The sequence below is a fragment of the Ruegeria sp. AH3 genome, assembly GCF_056536265.1.
Genome location: NZ_JBQFJL010000001.1, coordinates 2,896,196 through 2,913,375 on the forward strand (window position 1 = coordinate 2,896,196; position 17,180 = coordinate 2,913,375).

General features: G+C 60.1%; 19 protein-coding genes and 1 riboswitch. Of the genes, 14 read left to right on the forward strand and 5 right to left on the reverse strand.

Annotated features, from left to right (window positions below):
* Window positions 1-131: 131 nt before the first annotated feature.
* The 4 genes from ACR3EM_RS14540 to cysQ are packed head-to-tail and all read right to left on the reverse strand — an operon-like array spanning window position 132 to window position 3,752.
* Window positions 132-1,178 carry a glycosyltransferase family 2 protein gene (locus ACR3EM_RS14540; protein WP_480471362.1) on the reverse strand — a complete coding sequence of 349 codons (1,047 nt, stop codon included), beginning with the start codon at window positions 1,176-1,178 and terminating at the stop codon, window positions 132-134.
* On the reverse strand, window positions 1,175-2,158 hold the full coding sequence (galE, locus tag ACR3EM_RS14545; protein WP_480471363.1) for a UDP-glucose 4-epimerase GalE: 984 nt from the start codon (window positions 2,156-2,158) through the stop codon (window positions 1,175-1,177). The genes ACR3EM_RS14540 and galE overlap by 4 nt, the downstream gene beginning before the upstream one ends.
* Window positions 2,155-2,955 carry a 3-deoxy-manno-octulosonate cytidylyltransferase family protein gene (locus ACR3EM_RS14550; RefSeq protein ID WP_480471364.1) on the reverse strand — a complete coding sequence of 267 codons (801 nt, stop codon included), beginning with the start codon at window positions 2,953-2,955 and terminating at the stop codon, window positions 2,155-2,157. The genes galE and ACR3EM_RS14550 overlap by 4 nt, the downstream gene beginning before the upstream one ends.
* Window positions 2,955-3,752, reverse strand: coding sequence for a 3'(2'),5'-bisphosphate nucleotidase CysQ (cysQ, locus tag ACR3EM_RS14555; RefSeq protein ID WP_480471365.1), 798 nt, complete (start codon window positions 3,750-3,752; stop codon window positions 2,955-2,957). Before cysQ ends, ACR3EM_RS14550 begins: the two co-directional genes overlap by 1 nt.
* 123 nt (window positions 3,753-3,875) lie before the next feature.
* On the opposite strand from cysQ, the gene ACR3EM_RS14560 reads away from it, so the two are divergent.
* Window positions 3,876-4,697, forward strand: coding sequence for an ABC transporter permease (locus ACR3EM_RS14560; protein ID WP_480471366.1), 822 nt, complete (start codon window positions 3,876-3,878; stop codon window positions 4,695-4,697).
* A gap of 57 nt (window positions 4,698-4,754) precedes the next feature.
* Here the strand turns inward: ACR3EM_RS14560 and ACR3EM_RS14565 are convergent, their stop codons facing one another.
* Window positions 4,755-5,357, reverse strand: coding sequence for an alpha-ketoglutarate-dependent dioxygenase AlkB family protein (locus ACR3EM_RS14565; RefSeq protein ID WP_480471367.1), 603 nt, complete (start codon window positions 5,355-5,357; stop codon window positions 4,755-4,757).
* A 213-nt stretch (window positions 5,358-5,570) separates the two neighbouring features.
* Between ACR3EM_RS14565 and dnaK the strand changes: the two genes are divergently transcribed.
* From dnaK to radC, 13 genes are all read left to right on the forward strand, one after another.
* On the forward strand, window positions 5,571-7,478 hold the full coding sequence (gene dnaK / locus ACR3EM_RS14570) for a molecular chaperone DnaK (protein ID WP_480471368.1): 1,908 nt from the start codon (window positions 5,571-5,573) through the stop codon (window positions 7,476-7,478).
* 74 nt (window positions 7,479-7,552) lie between these two features.
* The gene (gene dnaJ, locus ACR3EM_RS14575) at window positions 7,553-8,701 is read left to right on the forward strand and encodes a molecular chaperone DnaJ (protein WP_480471369.1); all 1,149 of its coding nucleotides are present in this window, start codon (window positions 7,553-7,555) and stop codon (window positions 8,699-8,701) included.
* Between the two features lie 174 nt (window positions 8,702-8,875).
* A riboswitch (TPP riboswitch) is annotated at window positions 8,876-8,981 on the forward strand.
* Window positions 8,982-9,028: 47 nt separating this feature from the next.
* The gene (thiD, locus tag ACR3EM_RS14580) at window positions 9,029-9,832 is read left to right on the forward strand and encodes a bifunctional hydroxymethylpyrimidine kinase/phosphomethylpyrimidine kinase (RefSeq protein ID WP_480471938.1); all 804 of its coding nucleotides are present in this window, start codon (window positions 9,029-9,031) and stop codon (window positions 9,830-9,832) included.
* The gene (locus ACR3EM_RS14585) at window positions 9,829-10,806 is read left to right on the forward strand and encodes an FAD-dependent oxidoreductase (protein ID WP_480471370.1); all 978 of its coding nucleotides are present in this window, start codon (window positions 9,829-9,831) and stop codon (window positions 10,804-10,806) included. The genes thiD and ACR3EM_RS14585 overlap by 4 nt, the downstream gene beginning before the upstream one ends.
* Window positions 10,790-10,984, forward strand: coding sequence for a sulfur carrier protein ThiS (gene thiS / locus ACR3EM_RS14590; protein ID WP_480471371.1), 195 nt, complete (start codon window positions 10,790-10,792; stop codon window positions 10,982-10,984). Before ACR3EM_RS14585 ends, thiS begins: the two co-directional genes overlap by 17 nt.
* Before the next feature lie 2 nt (window positions 10,985-10,986).
* The gene (locus ACR3EM_RS14595) at window positions 10,987-11,751 is read left to right on the forward strand and encodes a thiazole synthase (protein ID WP_480471372.1); all 765 of its coding nucleotides are present in this window, start codon (window positions 10,987-10,989) and stop codon (window positions 11,749-11,751) included.
* Window positions 11,748-12,344 carry a thiamine phosphate synthase gene (locus tag ACR3EM_RS14600; protein ID WP_480471373.1) on the forward strand — a complete coding sequence of 199 codons (597 nt, stop codon included), beginning with the start codon at window positions 11,748-11,750 and terminating at the stop codon, window positions 12,342-12,344. The genes ACR3EM_RS14595 and ACR3EM_RS14600 overlap by 4 nt, the downstream gene beginning before the upstream one ends.
* Complete coding sequence (locus tag ACR3EM_RS14605) at window positions 12,341-13,306, forward strand: ThiF family adenylyltransferase (protein WP_480471374.1); 966 nt, start codon at window positions 12,341-12,343, stop codon at window positions 13,304-13,306. The genes ACR3EM_RS14600 and ACR3EM_RS14605 overlap by 4 nt, the downstream gene beginning before the upstream one ends.
* 20 nt (window positions 13,307-13,326) lie before the next feature.
* A complete protein-coding gene (locus ACR3EM_RS14610; RefSeq protein ID WP_480471375.1) occupies window positions 13,327-14,262 on the forward strand; it encodes an ABC transporter substrate-binding protein in 936 nt (311 codons plus the stop codon).
* Window positions 14,259-14,933: a thiaminase II gene (tenA, locus tag ACR3EM_RS14615; protein WP_480471376.1), complete on the forward strand. Its 675-nt coding sequence runs from the start codon at window positions 14,259-14,261 to the stop codon at window positions 14,931-14,933. Before ACR3EM_RS14610 ends, tenA begins: the two co-directional genes overlap by 4 nt.
* Window positions 14,930-15,658 (forward strand): ABC transporter ATP-binding protein, encoded by a 729-nt coding sequence (locus ACR3EM_RS14620; RefSeq protein ID WP_480471377.1) that lies wholly within the window; start codon window positions 14,930-14,932, stop codon window positions 15,656-15,658. The genes tenA and ACR3EM_RS14620 overlap by 4 nt, the downstream gene beginning before the upstream one ends.
* A complete protein-coding gene (locus tag ACR3EM_RS14625; RefSeq protein ID WP_480471378.1) occupies window positions 15,655-16,389 on the forward strand; it encodes an ABC transporter permease in 735 nt (244 codons plus the stop codon). Before ACR3EM_RS14620 ends, ACR3EM_RS14625 begins: the two co-directional genes overlap by 4 nt.
* A 35-nt stretch (window positions 16,390-16,424) precedes the next feature.
* Window positions 16,425-17,180 (forward strand): RadC family protein, encoded by a 756-nt coding sequence (gene radC / locus ACR3EM_RS14630; protein ID WP_480471379.1) that lies wholly within the window; start codon window positions 16,425-16,427, stop codon window positions 17,178-17,180.

Consider the following 17,180-nt stretch of genomic DNA (forward strand, 5'->3'; position numbering starts at 1 on the left):
AGGCTCACGCGGCTGCCTAACCCGTTTTGATACGTGTGCCTGCCCGGGGCCGCCTGGGGCCTGAGTGGTGCCGGACAATTAACTTTTTATGACACTTTCGCACCTTGTGAGGCAACGGGTTTAAATACGGTTTACTTCCCCGCTGTGGCCGGAAATCCCCCTGCGTTCATCAGACCGAGGGCCTGCAATTGTTGCCAATCGCGCAGCCGCTCGGATTGCGGGGTCCAAAGATCAGGTCCGCTGATGATCCCGTCGTAATAGGCGCCGAATTGGTCCGGGTCGTGAAAATGCTGATGTCGCGTCTTCTCTGACCGGGATTTTTCGATGACTTCGGGCAGAAATTTGGTGTGCAGCAGCACGCCCGACGGGGTCTGCCCCTCTGGCCCGTCATAGGTAAAGTTCAACCCGCGCGGCAGAGCGGAATGGCAAGAGTTCACATAAGCCATGCGCCGCGACCAGCGCACCAGCGGGATTTTGTTCAGCGTTGGGGATTTCTTCGGCTGATCAGCAAAAAACGCCCGCTCACGCACCCCGCCCTGAACCCACAGGTTGCCCAAAGGCTGCTGGCGCTGGGCGCGATAGCGCGCGGGGTCGAACCAACTCAGAATCTGGATCGGGTCGGCTTCAGGGTCATGGGTTTGTGCCCCCAAAGGACCTTTGGGGTACAGGTCCAGCATCAACGCGCCAAATGCGGTTTGATCCTGCGCATCCAGCCATGCGGTCAGGTCTTGCAACGGGCGTGTTTCATGATGGGCATAGATCAGCAGTTCATCGGCATCGACCATCAGCGTCCAGTGGCCGTGGCCATAGCGCATCTGCAACCATGTCAGCCAGTCCAGCCCAAACCGCGCCGCGCGGTAGCTGGCTTTGGTCTGCCACAGCGATACGTCGGGCTGCTCCGACAGGTAAGCGACCGAACCATCGTCGCTACCATTGTCCATCATCAGAAAGTGATTAACGCCCAGCCTGCGGTAGTGATGGAAGAACCAGGGCAGACGGGTGATCTCGTTGCGCAGGGTGGTGAAGGCCAGAATGTCACCCGGCTTGATCTGGTTTGTCCGATCTGAAAGCACCGTCAGCTGATGACGGCTGCGAAACGATCGCCATAACAACCGCCGGCGTTTCAGGCGCAGCTTATAGCGCTGCACCCAATTCAGCGGCTGGTCTTGTGTGCTCACGTCGAATAGCCGCCGGTCTGATGCCAGCGCCACGCATCGGTGATCATCGTCTCTAACGTGGATCTTTTGGGCGTCCAGCCCAGTTCTTCTTCGGCCCGGACCGAGCCCGAGACGAGCCGTGTGCAATCCCCTGCACGTCGCGGCCCAATCGTATAGGGCACCTCGCGGTTGGTGACGGCTTTGGAATGCTCGATCACCTCCATCACCGAAAAGCCCGATCCAGTGCCCAGATTGAATACGCGGCTGTCTTTGCCCTGCTCCAGCCAGTGCAGCCCAAGAACATGCGCATCGACCAGATCGCAAACATGCACGTAGTCGCGAATGCAGGTGCCGTCGGGCGTATCATAGTCCGTGCCAAACACGGTCAGCCCGTCGCGTTTACCCGCGATGGCATCCAGCATCAGCGGAACCAGATGTGTTTCAGGCTGGTGGAACTCGCCAACCTCCGCCTCGGGGTCAGCGCCAGCGACGTTGAAATAGCGGAAGATCACGTGATTCAGCCCATGAGCCATCTGAAAGTCGCGCAGGATATCCTCGATGGCCCGCTTTGACGCGCCATAAGCGTTCAGGGGGTGCTGAGGCGTGGCCTCATCCAGAACCACATTGTCATGGTCGCCATAGGTGGCGCAGGTCGAGGAAAAGACGAAGTTCAGACATCCCGCATCCACTGCTGCCTGGATCAGGTTCAAGGACCCGGTCACGTTATTCGACCAGTATTTTCCTGGCTCGTTCATCGCTTCGCCCACTTGGCTGAGGGCGGCGAAATGCATCACGGCGGCGGGTTGGTATCTGGTAAACACTTCATCCAGCCGGGCGCGATCCATCAGGTCGCCTTGTTCGAAGGGTCCAAATTTCACCGCGTCCCGCCAACCCGTGATCAGATTGTCATAGGTCACCGGAACATAACCCGCCTGCGCCAATGCTTTACAGGCGTGCGATCCGATATAGCCAGCGCCGCCGGTGACCAGAATATGGATCATTCCAGTCCCATCGCGGCCATCATCTCCTCGATCTTGGCGACGTCTTGTGGGTTGTTCAGCTCCCAGAACTGACGGCCTTTTGCCTCGACCTCGACGCACAGAACCTTGCGGCCGTTTTCTATAAACCGCAGCTGCTCTAGCCCTTCCAGAGTTTCCAGCGGACCGCTTGTCCAGCCGGGATAGGCCGCCAGCGCGTCGGGACGATAGGCATAGACACCGACATGGTGGAACACCGGGGTCGGGTCGGTGCTGGAATAGGTCTCGGCGGTATAGGGAATTACCTCTTTCGAGAAATAAAGCGCGCTGTGATCGTTCCCGAACACCGCCGTCGTGCCACCCACACGGCCATGTTTGCGGTCATTCAGCAACCCGTTCAGCGCATCGCCATCACAGCGCAGAACCGGGGTGGCCACACCAGCCTCAGGCGCGGCGCGCAACCCGTTGATCAGGTCTTCGACGAACCAATGCGGGGTCAGCGGCGCGTCGCCCTGCAGGTTAACCACGATATCATATCCACCGCCCAGCACCGCATGCGCCTCAGCGCAGCGTTCGGTGCCATTGCGGCAGGTGTCCGAGGTCATCACCACCTCGGCCCCGAAACCCTCGGCGACTTCGCGGATGCGGTCGTCATCGGTGGCCACAACCACACGGTCCACGCCCGAAACGGATATCGCCGCGCGCCAGGACCGTTCGATTAAAGTCATGCTGGCCCCATTGGCGCCGGTCAGCGGCACCAGAGGTTTGCCCGGATAGCGGGTCGAGGCATAGCGGGCGGGAATGGCGATCAATACAGACATCAGGCTTCCTTCAGATCTACGCCCGGAGCATAGGCGATGAAAAACGGGTTGGCATAGCTGTCCTTGCCATAGGTCAGCGGCGAATGGTCGTCAAAACGCACCACATCGCCGCCAGCACCGGCCAGAACGGCATGGCCTGCGGCAGTGTCCCACTCCATCGTGCGACCCACGCGAGGGTAGAGGTCGGCCTCGCCGGTCGCAACCAGACAGAACTTCAGCGACGACCCGGCGCTCTTGCTGTCGCGCACCTGATATTTGTTGATGTAATCCTCGGTTGCCTGATCCCGGTGCGACTTGGACGCAACGATCATCAACGCCGAATTGTCCGGTTTAGAGACTGATATCGGTGACAGAGCGCCCGGCTGATCTTTGTCCAGGACACCGGTTTCCTCGACCGATTGCCCATCAGCCTGAGTATAGAACATCCGGCCCCGCGCCGGCGCATACACCACGCCTCGCGTCGGCACGCCACTCTCGACCAGCGCGATATTCACCGTGAAATCACCGCGCCGGTTGATGAATTCCTTGGTACCGTCCAGAGGATCAACGATCAGGAAAGTCTCACCCTTTTCCGAATGCGAGGCCGCCTGTTCCTCGGTCACCAGCAGGATATCGGGAAAGGCCTCGCGCAACCCGGCCGAGATCAGCGCATCCGCCGCCTCGTCCGCCTCGGTCACCGGGCTGGAATCGGATTTGACTTTGACGTCGAAATCATCCGCCTCATAGATCTGCATGATCTTGTCCCCGGCCTGAAGGGCCAGCCGCCGGATGACGGGAATTAGGGCGTCATAGGTCACAAAAAAGCTCCGTTCCTGAGGTTTGTTGATCCGTGTTGCTGACGGACTTATGATGCGGCGGATACGGAACGGCAAGAATTTCGTGCCACAGTCGCGGGCAACGCAGCAGAAAAGAGCAGTCGAGTGTTCAAGTATCAAAGAAATCGGTCACTGCTGGGCGGGGCCTTCACCACGGCCGAACTGATTTTTCACGCGGTGGTGCGCAATATCCGCTCACAGCATGCCAATGCCGTGATGGCGATCATTATCAACATTCTTCAGGTGGTTGTGGTCGCAACCGCATTTTATTTCATCCTGTCCTTCATGGGCACACGGATTGCAAAAATCCGGGGTGAGTTCATTCTGTTTCTGCTGTCTGGCGTGTTTCTGTTCATCACGCATATCAAAACGGTTGGGGCCGTTTCTGGTGTAGGGACTGGCAACAATCCGATGACACTACATTCACCGATGACCATGATGGTGATGCTTTCGGCTGCGGCCTTCGGGGCGCTATATACGCAGCTGATGTCGATCCTGATAATCCTGTTTGTCTACAGCGTGACAGTCTCACCGCTCGAGATTCAGGAACCTGGTGGAGCCTTTGCGATGCTGGTGTTGGCGTGGTTTACAGGATGCGCAGTCGGGCTGGTCTTTCTGTCGATCAAGCCGTGGTTTCCAAACACGGCGACGATCCTGAACAACGTTTATCGCCGTATGAACATGGTCTTTTCCGGTAAGATGTTCGTGGGCAATGCGCTGGGCGGTTTCATGTTGACCATGTTCGCTTGGAACCCTCTGTTTCATATCATCGACCAGTGCCGGGGCTTTGTGTTCCGCAACTATTTTCCCCGCAACAGCAGCTGGGAATACGCGCTTTGGGTCGGCATCGTTTTGACTATGATCGGGCTGTTGGCCGAGTTCTATACCCGTAAGCAGGTCTCGAAAAGCTGGGATGCGCGGCGTTGATCTTTGCCAGCCGCGCAATTTGTTCCGAAAACCGGCTCCCGCTTGTCGGATTGCGCATCATGTCGCAACCCGCAGCGTCAGGTTAATTCGCCCACCCTTGGGCAGCAACCGGGACGAGCCAAAACGGATACGGTCCACCCCATGATAGGCCAGCCGAGCCGGTCCTCCCATTATCACTACATCGCCCGAGCTCAGCCAGATCGACTCGGTCTTGCCGCCGCGCGTGGTGTTGCCGATGCGGAACAGCGCGTCATCGCCCAATGAGATTGACAGAACCGGCCACGAAAAATCGGCCTCATCCTTGTCCTGGTGCAGGCCCATTCGGGTGCCTTCGCCGTAGTAATTGATCAAACAGCAATCTGGCTGCCGGTCCGCGCCGGTCAGGTCCTGCCAGATCGCCAAAATCTCATCCGGAATCGCGGGCCATGTCATGCCCTTTGGATGGCTGTCCTGATACCGATACCCCGTCCGATCCGTGACCCAGCCCAACGGCCCTGCCGAGGTCATGCGCACCGACATTTCCTTGCCTGAAGGTGTAACAGGCCGATAGAGCGGTGCAGCTTTCAGAATCGGTCGCAGCAGGTCAATCAAACCAGCTTGCACCGCCGCATCCAGATAGCCCTTGCGGATGTCAAATCCACGCAAAAGCAGCCGCGCCATTCAAGAATCCCCAAACCTTGCCAAAACCTTGCCAAAAAAGGCCGCAGAATCCCTAAAACCAGCGTTTCTGAACGCTTGCAGGCCCCTGATCTCGTCCTTATATACGCCTCGACGCGCGATGGTGTAGTGCTGTCGCGCACATCAATCGGGGGCAGGATGCCGCAACGGGTCCAACCCTCGGGACATCGCCTTGAAGAGAAAGGGATTGAAAATATGGGAAAAGTAATCGGGATTGACCTCGGTACCACCAACTCGTGTGTGGCCATCATGGACGGCTCGCAGCCGAAGGTCATCGAAAACGCCGAAGGGGCGCGGACCACGCCCTCGATCGTCGCCTTCACCGAAGATGAGCGACTGGTCGGTCAGCCTGCAAAACGTCAGGCGGTCACCAACCCCGACAACACGATCTTTGGCGTCAAGCGTCTGATCGGTCGTCGTGTGGATGATGCCGAAGTCGAAAAAGACAAGAAAATGGTGCCGTATGCCATCGTTGATGGCGGCAATGGCGACGCGTGGGTTGAAGCCCGCGGTGAAAAGTACTCCCCAAGCCAGATCTCGGCCTTCACTCTGGGCAAGATGAAGGAAACCGCCGAAAGCTATCTGGGTGAGGACGTCACGCAGGCGGTCATCACCGTTCCGGCATACTTCAACGACGCGCAGCGTCAGGCCACCAAAGACGCCGGCAAAATCGCCGGTCTGGAAGTGCTGCGGATCATCAACGAACCGACAGCGGCTGCTCTGGCCTATGGTCTGGACAAAGAAGAAACCCAAACCATCGCGGTTTATGACCTTGGTGGTGGTACCTTCGACGTGACCATTCTGGAAATCGACGACGGCCTGTTCGAGGTTAAGTCGACCAACGGTGACACCTTCCTGGGTGGTGAAGACTTTGACATGCGCATCGTCAACTACCTGGCAGATGAGTTCAAAAAGGAACACGGTGTCGATCTTTCTGCTGACAAGATGGCCCTGCAGCGTCTGAAAGAAGCCGCTGAAAAAGCCAAGATCGAACTGTCTTCGACTTCGCAGACTGAAATCAACCAGCCGTTCATCTCGATGGGTTCGAACGGTCAGCCGCTGCACATGGTCATGAAACTGACCCGTGCCAAGCTGGAATCGCTGGTTGGCGATCTGATCAAAAAGTCGATGAAGCCTTGCCAGGCTGCCTTGAAAGACGCGGGCCTGTCGGCTGGCGACGTGGACGAAGTTGTTCTGGTCGGTGGTATGACTCGCATGCCGAAAGTGATCGAAGAGGTCACCAAGTTCTTCGGTAAAGAGCCGCACAAGGGTGTGAACCCGGACGAAGTGGTTGCCATGGGCGCCGCCATTCAGGCTGGTGTTCTGCAGGGTGACGTCAAAGACGTGGTTCTGCTGGACGTGACTCCGCTGTCGCTGGGTATCGAGACGCTGGGTGGCGTGTTCACCCGTCTGATCGACCGCAACACCACGATCCCGACCAAAAAGTCTCAGGTCTTCTCGACCGCCGAGGATAACCAGAACGCCGTGACCATCCGCTGTTTCCAGGGTGAGCGCGAAATGGCTGCGGACAACAAGATCCTGGGTCAGTTCAATCTGGAAGAGATCCCGCCCGCACCGCGCGGAATGCCTCAGATCGAGGTGACTTTTGACATCGATGCCAACGGCATTGTCTCGGTTTCGGCCAAGGACAAAGGCACGGGCAAAGAGCAGAAGATCACTATCCAGGCTTCGGGCGGTCTGTCGGATGAAGATATCGACAAGATGGTCAAGGACGCCGAGGAAAACGCCGAGGCGGACAAGGCCCGCAAAGAGCTGGTCGAAGCCAAGAACCAGGCCGAAAGCCTTGTCCACGCGACCGAGAAATCGATCGAGGAACATGGCGACAAGGTCGACCCGTCGACCGTCGAAGCGATCGAGCTGGCCGTTGCCGCGCTCAAGGATGAGCTGGAAACGGACAATGCTGACAAGATCAAGTCGGGCATCCAGAACGTCACCGAGGCGGCCATGAAGCTGGGCGAAGCCATCTACAAGGCGCAAGCGGAAGAGGGCGAAGAAGAGCCTGCTGCCGCCGATGAAGCGCCGGGTGAAGATGACATCGTCGACGCCGAGTTCGAAGATCTGGACGACGACAAGCGTAACTAACGGGTAACCGGGCCAATTTGGGCCGGTCCGGTTGCCGGGCCGGCCCGATTACGTTGAGGCAGAAGGAAATACTGATGTCCAAACGCGACTATTACGAAGTGCTCGGCGTGTCCAAGGGCGCTTCTGCGGATGAGATCAAGAAAGGCTTTCGCAAGAAAGCTAAGGAATTGCATCCCGATCGCAACAAGGACAATCCTGATGCCGAGTCGCAGTTCAAAGAGGCCAATGAGGCCTATGATGTACTGCGCGATGCCGATAAAAAGGCCGCCTATGACCGCTTTGGCCACGCCGCGTTTGAAAACGGCATGGGGGGCGGAGGCCGCCCCGGTGGCGGCTTTGGCGGGCAAGGCGATTTCTCCAGCGCATTCTCGGATGTATTCGACGACCTGTTCGGCGACTTCATGGGTGGTCAGCGCGGAGGCGGCGGACGCCGCGCCGCACGCGGGTCGGACTTGCGTTATAACCTGCGCGTGACGCTGGAAGAGGCCTATGCAGGCCTGCAAAAAACCATCAACGTGCCCACGGCTGTTGCCTGTTCTTCTTGCGAGGGCACGGGGGCCGAAGGTGGTGTCGAACCAACGGCTTGTCCGACCTGTTCCGGCATGGGCAAGGTTCGCGCACAGCAAGGTTTCTTTACAGTCGAACGCACCTGCCCGACCTGTTCCGGTCTTGGGCAGATCATCAAAAACCCCTGTAAATCCTGCGGTGGCGCTGGTCGTGTCGAAAAAGAACGCGCCTTGTCGGTGAACATCCCTGCTGGCGTCGAGACCGGCACCCGCATCCGTCTGGCGGGAGAGGGCGAGGCTGGAATGCGCGGTGGTCCTCCGGGCGATCTTTATATCTTCGTCGAAGTGTCCGAGCACAAACTGTTCGAACGCGACAGCGTAAACCTCTATTGCCGCGTGCCGGTCAGAATGGCCAAGGCCGCGCTGGGCGGATCTATCGAGGTGCCGACCATCGACGGCGGTCGCGGCCGCGTTCAGATCCCTGCAGGCAGCCAGTCTGGCCGCCAGATGCGCCTGCGCGGCAAAGGCATGCCTGCCCTGCGCGGCGGCGGTGTCGGCGACATGTTCATCGAGCTGGCTGTGGAAACGCCGGTAAACCTGACCAGCCGCCAAAAAGATCTGCTGCGCGAGTTTGACGATCTGGGCGAAGATAACCACCCGGAATCAAAAAGCTTCTTCTCTTCGGTCAAATCCTTTTGGGATGGCATGAAGGGCTGAACCGCTTCAAAAAAGGGGGCTCTGCCCCCGCCGCCCTTCGGGCGTCTCCCTTGGGATATTCATAGCCAGATGAAGCGGGGGATCCGTTCTTCATCTGGCCCCAAATATCCCGGAGCGCGAGGCAGAGCCTCGCAAAATCCCCTTGATTCTTTGCGCCCCACCTGAGATGGTCCGCGCCAACCGTTGGGGTGCCCTTTCAAGGGGCTGAGAGCTGCTGTTGCATCAACCCATCGAACCTGATCCGGGCAATACCGGCGGAGGGAACGGTCTTACACTGAGCAGACGTTTTCCACGCCTCCGTTGCCCCTAAACAGATGGAGCATGCGGATGGCGCCTATTGCGTTGACAATCGCGGGGTCGGACAGTGGCGGCGGGGCTGGGATTCAGGCCGACCTTAAGGCCATGTCGGCCTTGGGCGTTTACGGTGCCAGCGTCATAACCGCCGTGACCGCGCAGAATACGCGGGCCGTGACGGCTGTGCACGGTATACCGCTCGACGTTATCGCAGCGCAGATCGATGCGGTTCTCAGTGACTTGAACGTTCGGGCCATCAAGATCGGCATGCTGGCCACGCCCGACATTATCCACACGGTGGCGAGTGCAATTTCCGAGTTTGATGGTCCGGTCGTGCTCGATCCGGTCATGATCGCCAAGTCGGGGGATGCTCTGCTGGCAGATGAGGCGGTGCAGACGCTGCGTGAGGTTCTTCTCCCGCGCGCCACCGTATTGACCCCCAATCTGCCTGAGGCCGCGCGCCTGCTTGAGCAATCTGTGGCAGAATCGCCCGATGACATGGTTGCACAGGGACGGGCGTTGTGTGCGCTGGGTGCAAAATCTGTTCTGATGAAGGGTGGACATGGCGCCGGGGATGTCTGTCATGATCTGCTGATTGACGCATTGGGCCCGTTGCACGAATTTAAGGCGCCGCGGCAACACACCAGGAACACGCATGGTACTGGATGTACCCTATCCTCTTCGATTGCGGCTGGACTGGCACAAGGCCTTTCGCTTGAGGGGGCGGTTTCTCAGGCGCATGAGTATTTGCAGGGCGCAATCTTGGCGGCGGATGATCTGAGGATCGGTCGGGGTCACGGGCCGGTGCATCACTTTCATCGGGTCTGGTCCGCGTGACTGTCTGGTCCGTCATAGGGGCAGGCGTCGCCGGTCTTGCGGTGGCCAGTGAGATGTCTTCGCGCGGGGCGCGGGTGCAGGTGTTTGATCCTGGTGGTTCTCCGGGTCCGCATGGATGTTCCTGGTGGGCCGGGGGGATGCTGGCCCCTTGGTGTGAGTTTGAAAACGCCGAAGAGCCGGTTTTGCGCCTGGGTCAGCAAGCCATCGATTGGTGGGCGACGCGGACTAGGATGGATCGCCGGGGGACGCTGGTTGTGGCCAATGCCCGGGACCTGCCGGATCTGCGCCGCTTTGCGCGTCGAACGCATGGCTTTGAGGAGGTGGCGCACGACGATATCTCCACGTTAGAGCCTGATTTGCATGGATTTGGTAAAGGCCTCTATTTCACGGATGAGGCTCATGTCGATCCGCGCCAGGCGTTGCAGGACTTATATCGTGACCTGAAAGATCAGGGCGTCACCTTTCATCAGAAACTCGCCCCTGCGCGGCTTGAGAACGCGATTGATTGCCGGGGGCTGCACGCGCGTGAGGTTCTGCATGATCTGCGCGGCGTGAAGGGTGAGATGCTGGTAATCCGCTGCTCGGATGTGGTGCTGACGCGACCTGTGCGTCTGCTGCACCCGCGCATGCCGCTCTATATCGTGCCGCGTGGTGATGGTGTCTATATGCTGGGCGCGACGATGATCGAATCCGAGGACAGCAGCCGGATCACGGCGCGGTCGATGCTCGAATTGCTCAGCGCGGCCTATGCGTTGAACCCGGCCTTTGGTGAGGCGGAGGTGCTGGAGATCGGCGTCGATCTGCGCCCCGCTTTTCCGGATAACCTGCCACGTATCCGGCGCTTGGGTCGGACAATCTATGCCAACGGGCTGTACCGCCACGGCTATCTGCTCGCCCCGGCATTGGCAAAAGGCGTGGCTGATTTGGCGCTTGAGAACAAACATTCGGAGATGGTCGATGAAGATCGTGCTTAACGGCGAGGCGCGCGAAGTGCGGGCCGAAACTCTGACCGAGCTGTTGGAGGAATGCGGTTTTTCGGGCCGCGTCGCCACCGCTGTGAACGAAGATTTCGTGCCCTCCAGCCTGCGCATCGCCCACAAACTGACGGATGGCGACCGGGTTGAAGTGGTCGCGCCGATGCAGGGGGGCTGAGGATGAAGACATTCTATGGAACCGAACTGCCCAACCCGCTGATGCTGGGCACCGCGCAATATCCCAGCCCCGCGATTCTGGAGCAAGCCTTCCGCGACAGCGGGGCAGGGGTGGCGACGGTTTCCCTGCGCCGGGAATCCGGGGCCGGGCAGACGTTTTGGCAGATGATTCAGGACCTTGGCGTGCTGATCCTGCCCAATACGGCTGGGTGCCATACAGTGAAAGAGGCGGTGACTACCGCCCAGATGGCGCGCGAAGTCTTCGACACCAACTGGATCAAGCTGGAACTGATCGGTCACACTGACAGCCTGCAACCGGATGTGTTCCAACTGGTCGAGGCTGCGCGCATCCTGACCGAGGACGGGTTTCAGGTTTTCCCCTACACCACCGATGATCTGATTGTGGGCGAACGCCTGCTTGAGGCCGGGTGCGAGGTGCTGATGCCCTGGGGTGCACCCATCGGCTCGGGTCGCGGGCTGAACAATGAATACGCTCTGCGTGCGATGCGGGCGGAATTCCCCGATGTGCCGCTGGTGATCGACGCGGGTATTGGACTGCCCAGCCACGCTGCGCACGCGATGGAGCTGGGTTATGACGCCGTTCTGCTGAACACCGCCGTGGCTCGCGCCGGTGATCCGGGGATGATGGCCCGCGCCATGATGCGCGCGATTGAGGCCGGGCAAATGGCCCATCAGGCCGACCCGATTGAGGCGCGCGATATGGCGGAACCCTCGACCCCCGTGATTGGAAAGGCCTTCCTGTCATGACACTGGACCGTTTCTATCCGATCTTTGATCACGTGGACTGGCTGCAGCGGATGCTGCCTTTGGGCGTGAAGCTGGTGCAGCTGCGAGTGAAGGACCAGCCCGATGCGGTGGTGCGCGAGCAGATCGCACTCGCACGAGACCTTTGCCGTGCTCAGGGTGCTGTTCTGGTGGTGAATGACTATTGGCAAATGGCCATCGATCTGGGCTGTGACTGGATTCATCTGGGGCAGGAGGATCTGGACGATGCCGACCTTACCGCTATCCGAAAAGCCGGCCTGAAACTGGGCGTTTCAACCCATGACGATGATGAGCTTGAGCGTGTTCTGGCCATGGACCCGGACTATGTCGCGCTGGGGCCGGTCTATCCGACCATCCTGAAAAAGATGAAGTGGCATCAGCAAGGCTTGCCGCGCGTGACCGAATGGAAGGCACGCGTCGGGGACATTCCCTTGGTCGGTATCGGCGGGATGAGCGTTGAACGTGCGCCGGGTGTGCTGGATGCTGGGGCAGACATCGTCTCGGTTGTCACGGATATCACCCTGAACACCGACCCCGAGGCGCGCGTGCGTCAGTGGATCGAGGTCACCAGATGAGCCGCTACGCCCGCCAGACCTTGCTGCCCGAAGCAGGGGCCGAGGGGCAGGCCCGCCTCGCGTCGGCTCATGTGCTGGTCATCGGCGCGGGTGGTCTGGCTGCTCCGGCGCTTCCTTTGCTTACCGGGGCCGGGATCGGGCAGATTACGATCGTCGATGGCGATACCGTTGATCTGTCGAACCTGCATCGTCAAACCTTGTTTACTGAGGCGGACTGCGGGCGCTTCAAAGCGGATGTCGCGGCTGATCGTTGCCGGGCGCTGAATGGCGAGATCGAGCTTGCCGGTCAAAAACAGGCTCTAACAAGCGTGAATGCCGCTTCCATGGTGGCGCAGGCGGATGTGATCCTCGACTGCGCAGATAGCTATGCGGCCAGCTATATCCTGTCGGACACCTGTCTGGCCCAGGGTAAACCGCTGATCAGCGCCTCGGTGCTGGGCCTGTCTGGCTATGTTGGCGGGTTTTGCGGCGGTGCCCCGTCGTTGCGTGCCTTGTTCCCGGACGCACCGGACAGTGGGGCCAGCTGCGCGACCGCTGGGGTTCTGGGTCCGGTCGTGGGCATCATCGGTGCGACGCAGGCGCAGATGACGCTGAACCTGATCCTTGGCATCCAGCCATCGCCGCAGGGTCAGATGGTGCAATATGATGGCCGTACCCTGCGCAGCAGCAGTTTCCGGTTCGACGATGCGCCCGAGCCGAACAGCTGTTTTCGCTTCCTTTCGGCCGACCAACTGACGACAGATGACCAGATTGTTGACCTGCGCAGTCACGACGAAGCGCCCATCCCCGTGCATCCCGGCGCGGCGCGCGTTTCGCCGGATAAACTGCATGAAATAGACCCTAATAATGGCAAACGGCTTGCACTGTGCTGTGCCACCGGTCTGCGTGCATGGCGCGCGGCTGAAAAGATTCAACCGGATTGGCCGGGCGAGATTGTCCTCGTCGCGGCCTCAACCTCGTGAATGAAAAGGAAACGCGAGATATGAAGAAACTGATCGCTGCAATCGCCCTGCTGGCCGCCGCGCCCGCCTGGGCCGAGGACAAGATGACCGTCCTGCTGGACTGGTTCATCAACCCCGACCATGGCCCCATCATCGTAGCGCAGGAAAACGGCTATTTCGCCGAACAGGGTCTTGAGGTCGAAATCGTCCCGCCCGCCGACCCGTCCGCGCCGCCGCGTCTGGTGGCCGCCGGACAGGCCGATTTGGCCGTGTCTTACCAGCCGCAACTGCATCTGCAGATCCATGAGGGCCTGCCCCTGAAACGCGTCGGCACGCTGGTTGCAACCCCGCTCAACTGCCTGCTGGTGCTGGAAGACGGCCCGATCAAATCGCCCGCCGACCTCAAAGGCAAGAAAATCGGCTTTTCGGTCGCGGGTGTGGAAGAGGCTGTTCTGAGCACGGTTCTCGGCAAATACGGCGTAGCGCTGGATGAGGTTGAGCTGATCAACGTGAATTTCTCGCTTTCGCCCTCGCTGATGACCGGTCAGGTTGATGCCGTGATCGGTGCCTATCGCAATTTCGAACTGAACCAGATGGATATCGAAGGTGTTCCCGGCACCTGCTTCTATATCGAGGAAGAAGGCGTGCCGCCCTATGACGAGCTGATCTATGTGGCCAACCCCGAGACCATGGATATCGACAAGGTGACCCGCTTCCTCGCCGCAACCGAGAAGGCGACGCAATATATCGTCAACAACCCCGAAAAAAGCTGGGAGATCTTCTCGGGCACCTCGCCCGAATTGCAGGACGAGCTGAACGCCCGCGCTTGGGTCGACACGCTGCCGCGCTTTGCGCTGCGTCCTGCGGGCCTTGAGGCTGGTCGCTATGCGCGGTTCGAAGCCTTCCTGAAGGATAGCGGCATGATCGACAGCATCAACCCTGTCAGCGACATCGCCATCGACGTGACCGCGCAATGAGCGATTTTGGCAAAGCCTTCAAGCTGATGCGTGATGCGGCGCAAGGGCCGTGGCGGGACTACACCCGCCACGCTTTTGTCGAAGGTATGAAAGACGGGATGCTGCCGCGTGAGGCGTTCCTGCATTACCTGCGGCAGGACTACGTGTTTCTGATCCACTTCTCCCGCGCCTGGGCGCTGGCGGTGGTGAAATCGGAAACGCATTCCGAGATGCTGACTGCCGTGGGCACCGTAAATGCGCTGGTTGCCGAAGAAATGCAGCTGCATATCGGCATTTGCGAAGCAGCGGGCATTTCGCAGGAGGAGTTGTTCGCCACCCCCGAACGCGCCGAAAATCTCGCCTATACCCGCTTTGTGCTAGAGGCCGGGTACAGTGGCGATCTGCTCGACCTTCTGGCGGCGCTTGCGCCCTGCGTCATGGGCTATGGCGAGATCGGCAAGCGGCTGGCGGTCGAGGCGACGTCCGAGACCTATCGCGACTGGATCAGCACCTATGCCGGTGAAGACTACCAGGGCGCGTGCAAAGCGGTCGGCGCGCTTCTGGATGATGCTCTAACAAGGCGTATTGGGGCAGATTTTGAGGCCTCACCGCGCTGGGAACGCCTTTGCCAGACCTTCCGCACCGCGACCGAGTTGGAGGTGAATTTCTGGCAGATGGGCCTGACCCCATGACCCCGGCGCCCGATCTGTCCATCAGCGGCACGGCCACCATCGACGGGGCGACGCTATTCGCTCCGTTGACCCTGACCCTTGGGGCCGGGGCGTGGACCTGCCTGCTGGGCGGATCGGGCGTGGGCAAAACCACCGTCTTGCGGCTGATTGCGGGGCTGGAGACCGGGGCCGAATTCTCAGGCCAGATCACTGCCAGCGATGGGCAATCGGTCCCGGATCGGGTGGCCTATATGGCGCAGGACGATCTGCTGCTGCCTTGGGCGACGGTGGCGCAGAATGTCTCGCTGGGCGCGCGCCTGCGGGGTGAGGCGATCGATCTGGACCGTCGTGAGCGCCTGATCGCGCGGATGCGCCTGCAAGATCATATGACCAAGAAGCCCGCCGAGCTGTCAGGCGGCCAGCGTCAGCGCGTGGCCCTTGCCCGCACGCTGATGGAAGACCGCCCCATCGTGTTGCTGGACGAACCATTCTCGGCACTCGATGCCCGCACCCGCGCTGATATGCAGGATCTGGCCGCCGAGGTGCTGCAGGGCCGGACCGTTCTGCTTGTCACCCATGACCCGGCAGAAGCCGCGCGTCTGGGCCAATCGATCACCGTGATGACGCAGCAGGGTCTGACGCCCTGCGACCCCCCGAAAGCTCCGGCCCCGCGCCACGTGGACGATCTTGAAACGCTTGAAACCCAAGGCGCTTTGCTACGGCTGCTGCGTGAGGGGGCGGTATGAAGTACCTCTCTGCCCTCGCCGCGACCCTGTTTGCCCTTGCCATCTGGCAAGGCATCGTCTCGATCACCGGGTTGCCCAAATTCATCCTGCCCGGACCTGCCGTCGTTGCCGAGACCTGGTGGCAGAACCGCTGGCTGATTGCCGAACACACCTGGATCACGGCCATCGAAGTGCTGATCGGTCTGGCCTGTGGCACGCTTCTGGGTGTGGTCACAGCGCTGCAGCTGGCCAATTCGCGGGCGGCGCGCGTGTTGGTGCAGCCGATGCTGGTGTTCACGCAGGCGCTGCCGGTCTTTGCATTGGCCCCGCTACTGACGCTGTGGCTGGGCTACGGCCTCTGGTCGAAGGTGGCGATGGCGGTGCTGATCATTTATTTCCCGATCACCTCATCTTTCTTTGACGGGCTGATGCGGACGCCGCCGGGCTATCTGGATCTGGCCCGAACGATGCAGGCCAGCAAGCGGTCGGTTCTTTGGCACATTCGTATCCCTGCCGCCCTGCCGTCGCTGGCCTCGGGGATGCGGTTGGCGGCGGTTTATGCGCCCATCGGGGCGGTGATCGGCGAGTGGGTCGGCTCCTCGCAGGGGCTGGGTTATCTGATGCTGCTGGCCAATGGTCGTGCAAAGACCGACCTGATGTTTGCCGCGATGCTGACATTGGGCGTGTTTTCGATTGTGCTGCACATGGTTGTCCGCCGCGCCACGGCGCGCATGGCCGGCGAGATGCGTTAACCATTCGGAAACTGATTCTGCGTCAGGGTAGGCCCATGACACAGGACGCCTTTGCCGAAGCCCCCATGCTGTTCGACACAGACGAAGCGCCGGCGCAGCCGCTGCCCGGTGGTCGGTTACCCTCCTACATCAAAGACCACCGCAAGCGGCTGCGCGAACGGTTCATGTCGGGCGGCTCGTCCGCGATGCCGGATTATGAACTGTTGGAGCTGGTCCTGTTCCGGTCCATCCCCCGGCAGGATGTGAAACCGCTGGCCCGGCTGCTGATGGATGCATTCGGCGATTTCAACCGGGTGCTGACTGCGCCCGAAGAACGGCTGCGCCAGATCAAGGGCGTCGGGGACACCGTGATCACCGATCTGAAAATCCTTGAGGCCTGCGCGCATCGCATGGCCCGCGCAAGGGTGATGCAGAAGCACGTGATCTCGGGTTGGGACGCCCTGTTGGACTATTGCCACACGACGATGGCGCATCGCGAGATTGAGCAGTTTCGCGTGTTTTATCTGGATCGCAAGAATGCGCTGATCGGGGATGAGGAACAGGCCAAAGGCACCGTCGATCACGTTCCGGTCTACCCGCGCGAGGTGGCCAAACGCGCGCTGGAGCTCAACGCTTCGGCCTTGATCCTGGTTCACAATCATCCGTCAGGCGATCCGACGCCCTCGCAATCGGATATTGATATGACCAACCGGATACAGGATGCCTGCTCGGCGCTGGGACTAACCCTGCATGATCATCTGATCATCGGAAAATCGACCGAGCTGAGCTTCCGCTCGCAAGGGTATCTGTGA

Excerpts from the sequence above, each read along its gene's own strand:
- thiD (WP_480471938.1), top strand. The coding sequence starts at position 9,029 with ATGGCGCCTATTGCGTTGACAATCGCGGGGTCGGACAGTGGCGGCGGG.
- ACR3EM_RS14550 (WP_480471364.1), bottom strand. The coding sequence starts at position 2,955 with ATGTCTGTATTGATCGCCATTCCCGCCCGCTATGCCTCGACCCGCTAT.
- thiS (WP_480471371.1), top strand. The coding sequence starts at position 10,790 with ATGAAGATCGTGCTTAACGGCGAGGCGCGCGAAGTGCGGGCCGAAACT.
- ACR3EM_RS14610 (WP_480471375.1), top strand. The coding sequence starts at position 13,327 with ATGAAGAAACTGATCGCTGCAATCGCCCTGCTGGCCGCCGCGCCCGCC.
- ACR3EM_RS14595 (WP_480471372.1), top strand. The coding sequence starts at position 10,987 with ATGAAGACATTCTATGGAACCGAACTGCCCAACCCGCTGATGCTGGGC.
- radC (WP_480471379.1), top strand. The coding sequence starts at position 16,425 with ATGACACAGGACGCCTTTGCCGAAGCCCCCATGCTGTTCGACACAGAC.
- ACR3EM_RS14620 (WP_480471377.1), top strand. The coding sequence starts at position 14,930 with ATGACCCCGGCGCCCGATCTGTCCATCAGCGGCACGGCCACCATCGAC.
- tenA (WP_480471376.1), top strand. The coding sequence starts at position 14,259 with ATGAGCGATTTTGGCAAAGCCTTCAAGCTGATGCGTGATGCGGCGCAA.
- galE (WP_480471363.1), bottom strand. The coding sequence starts at position 2,158 with ATGATCCATATTCTGGTCACCGGCGGCGCTGGCTATATCGGATCGCAC.
- ACR3EM_RS14565 (WP_480471367.1), bottom strand. The coding sequence starts at position 5,357 with ATGGCGCGGCTGCTTTTGCGTGGATTTGACATCCGCAAGGGCTATCTG.
- ACR3EM_RS14605 (WP_480471374.1), top strand. The coding sequence starts at position 12,341 with ATGAGCCGCTACGCCCGCCAGACCTTGCTGCCCGAAGCAGGGGCCGAG.
- ACR3EM_RS14600 (WP_480471373.1), top strand. The coding sequence starts at position 11,748 with ATGACACTGGACCGTTTCTATCCGATCTTTGATCACGTGGACTGGCTG.
- dnaK (WP_480471368.1), top strand. The coding sequence starts at position 5,571 with ATGGGAAAAGTAATCGGGATTGACCTCGGTACCACCAACTCGTGTGTG.
- dnaJ (WP_480471369.1), top strand. The coding sequence starts at position 7,553 with ATGTCCAAACGCGACTATTACGAAGTGCTCGGCGTGTCCAAGGGCGCT.
- ACR3EM_RS14625 (WP_480471378.1), top strand. The coding sequence starts at position 15,655 with ATGAAGTACCTCTCTGCCCTCGCCGCGACCCTGTTTGCCCTTGCCATC.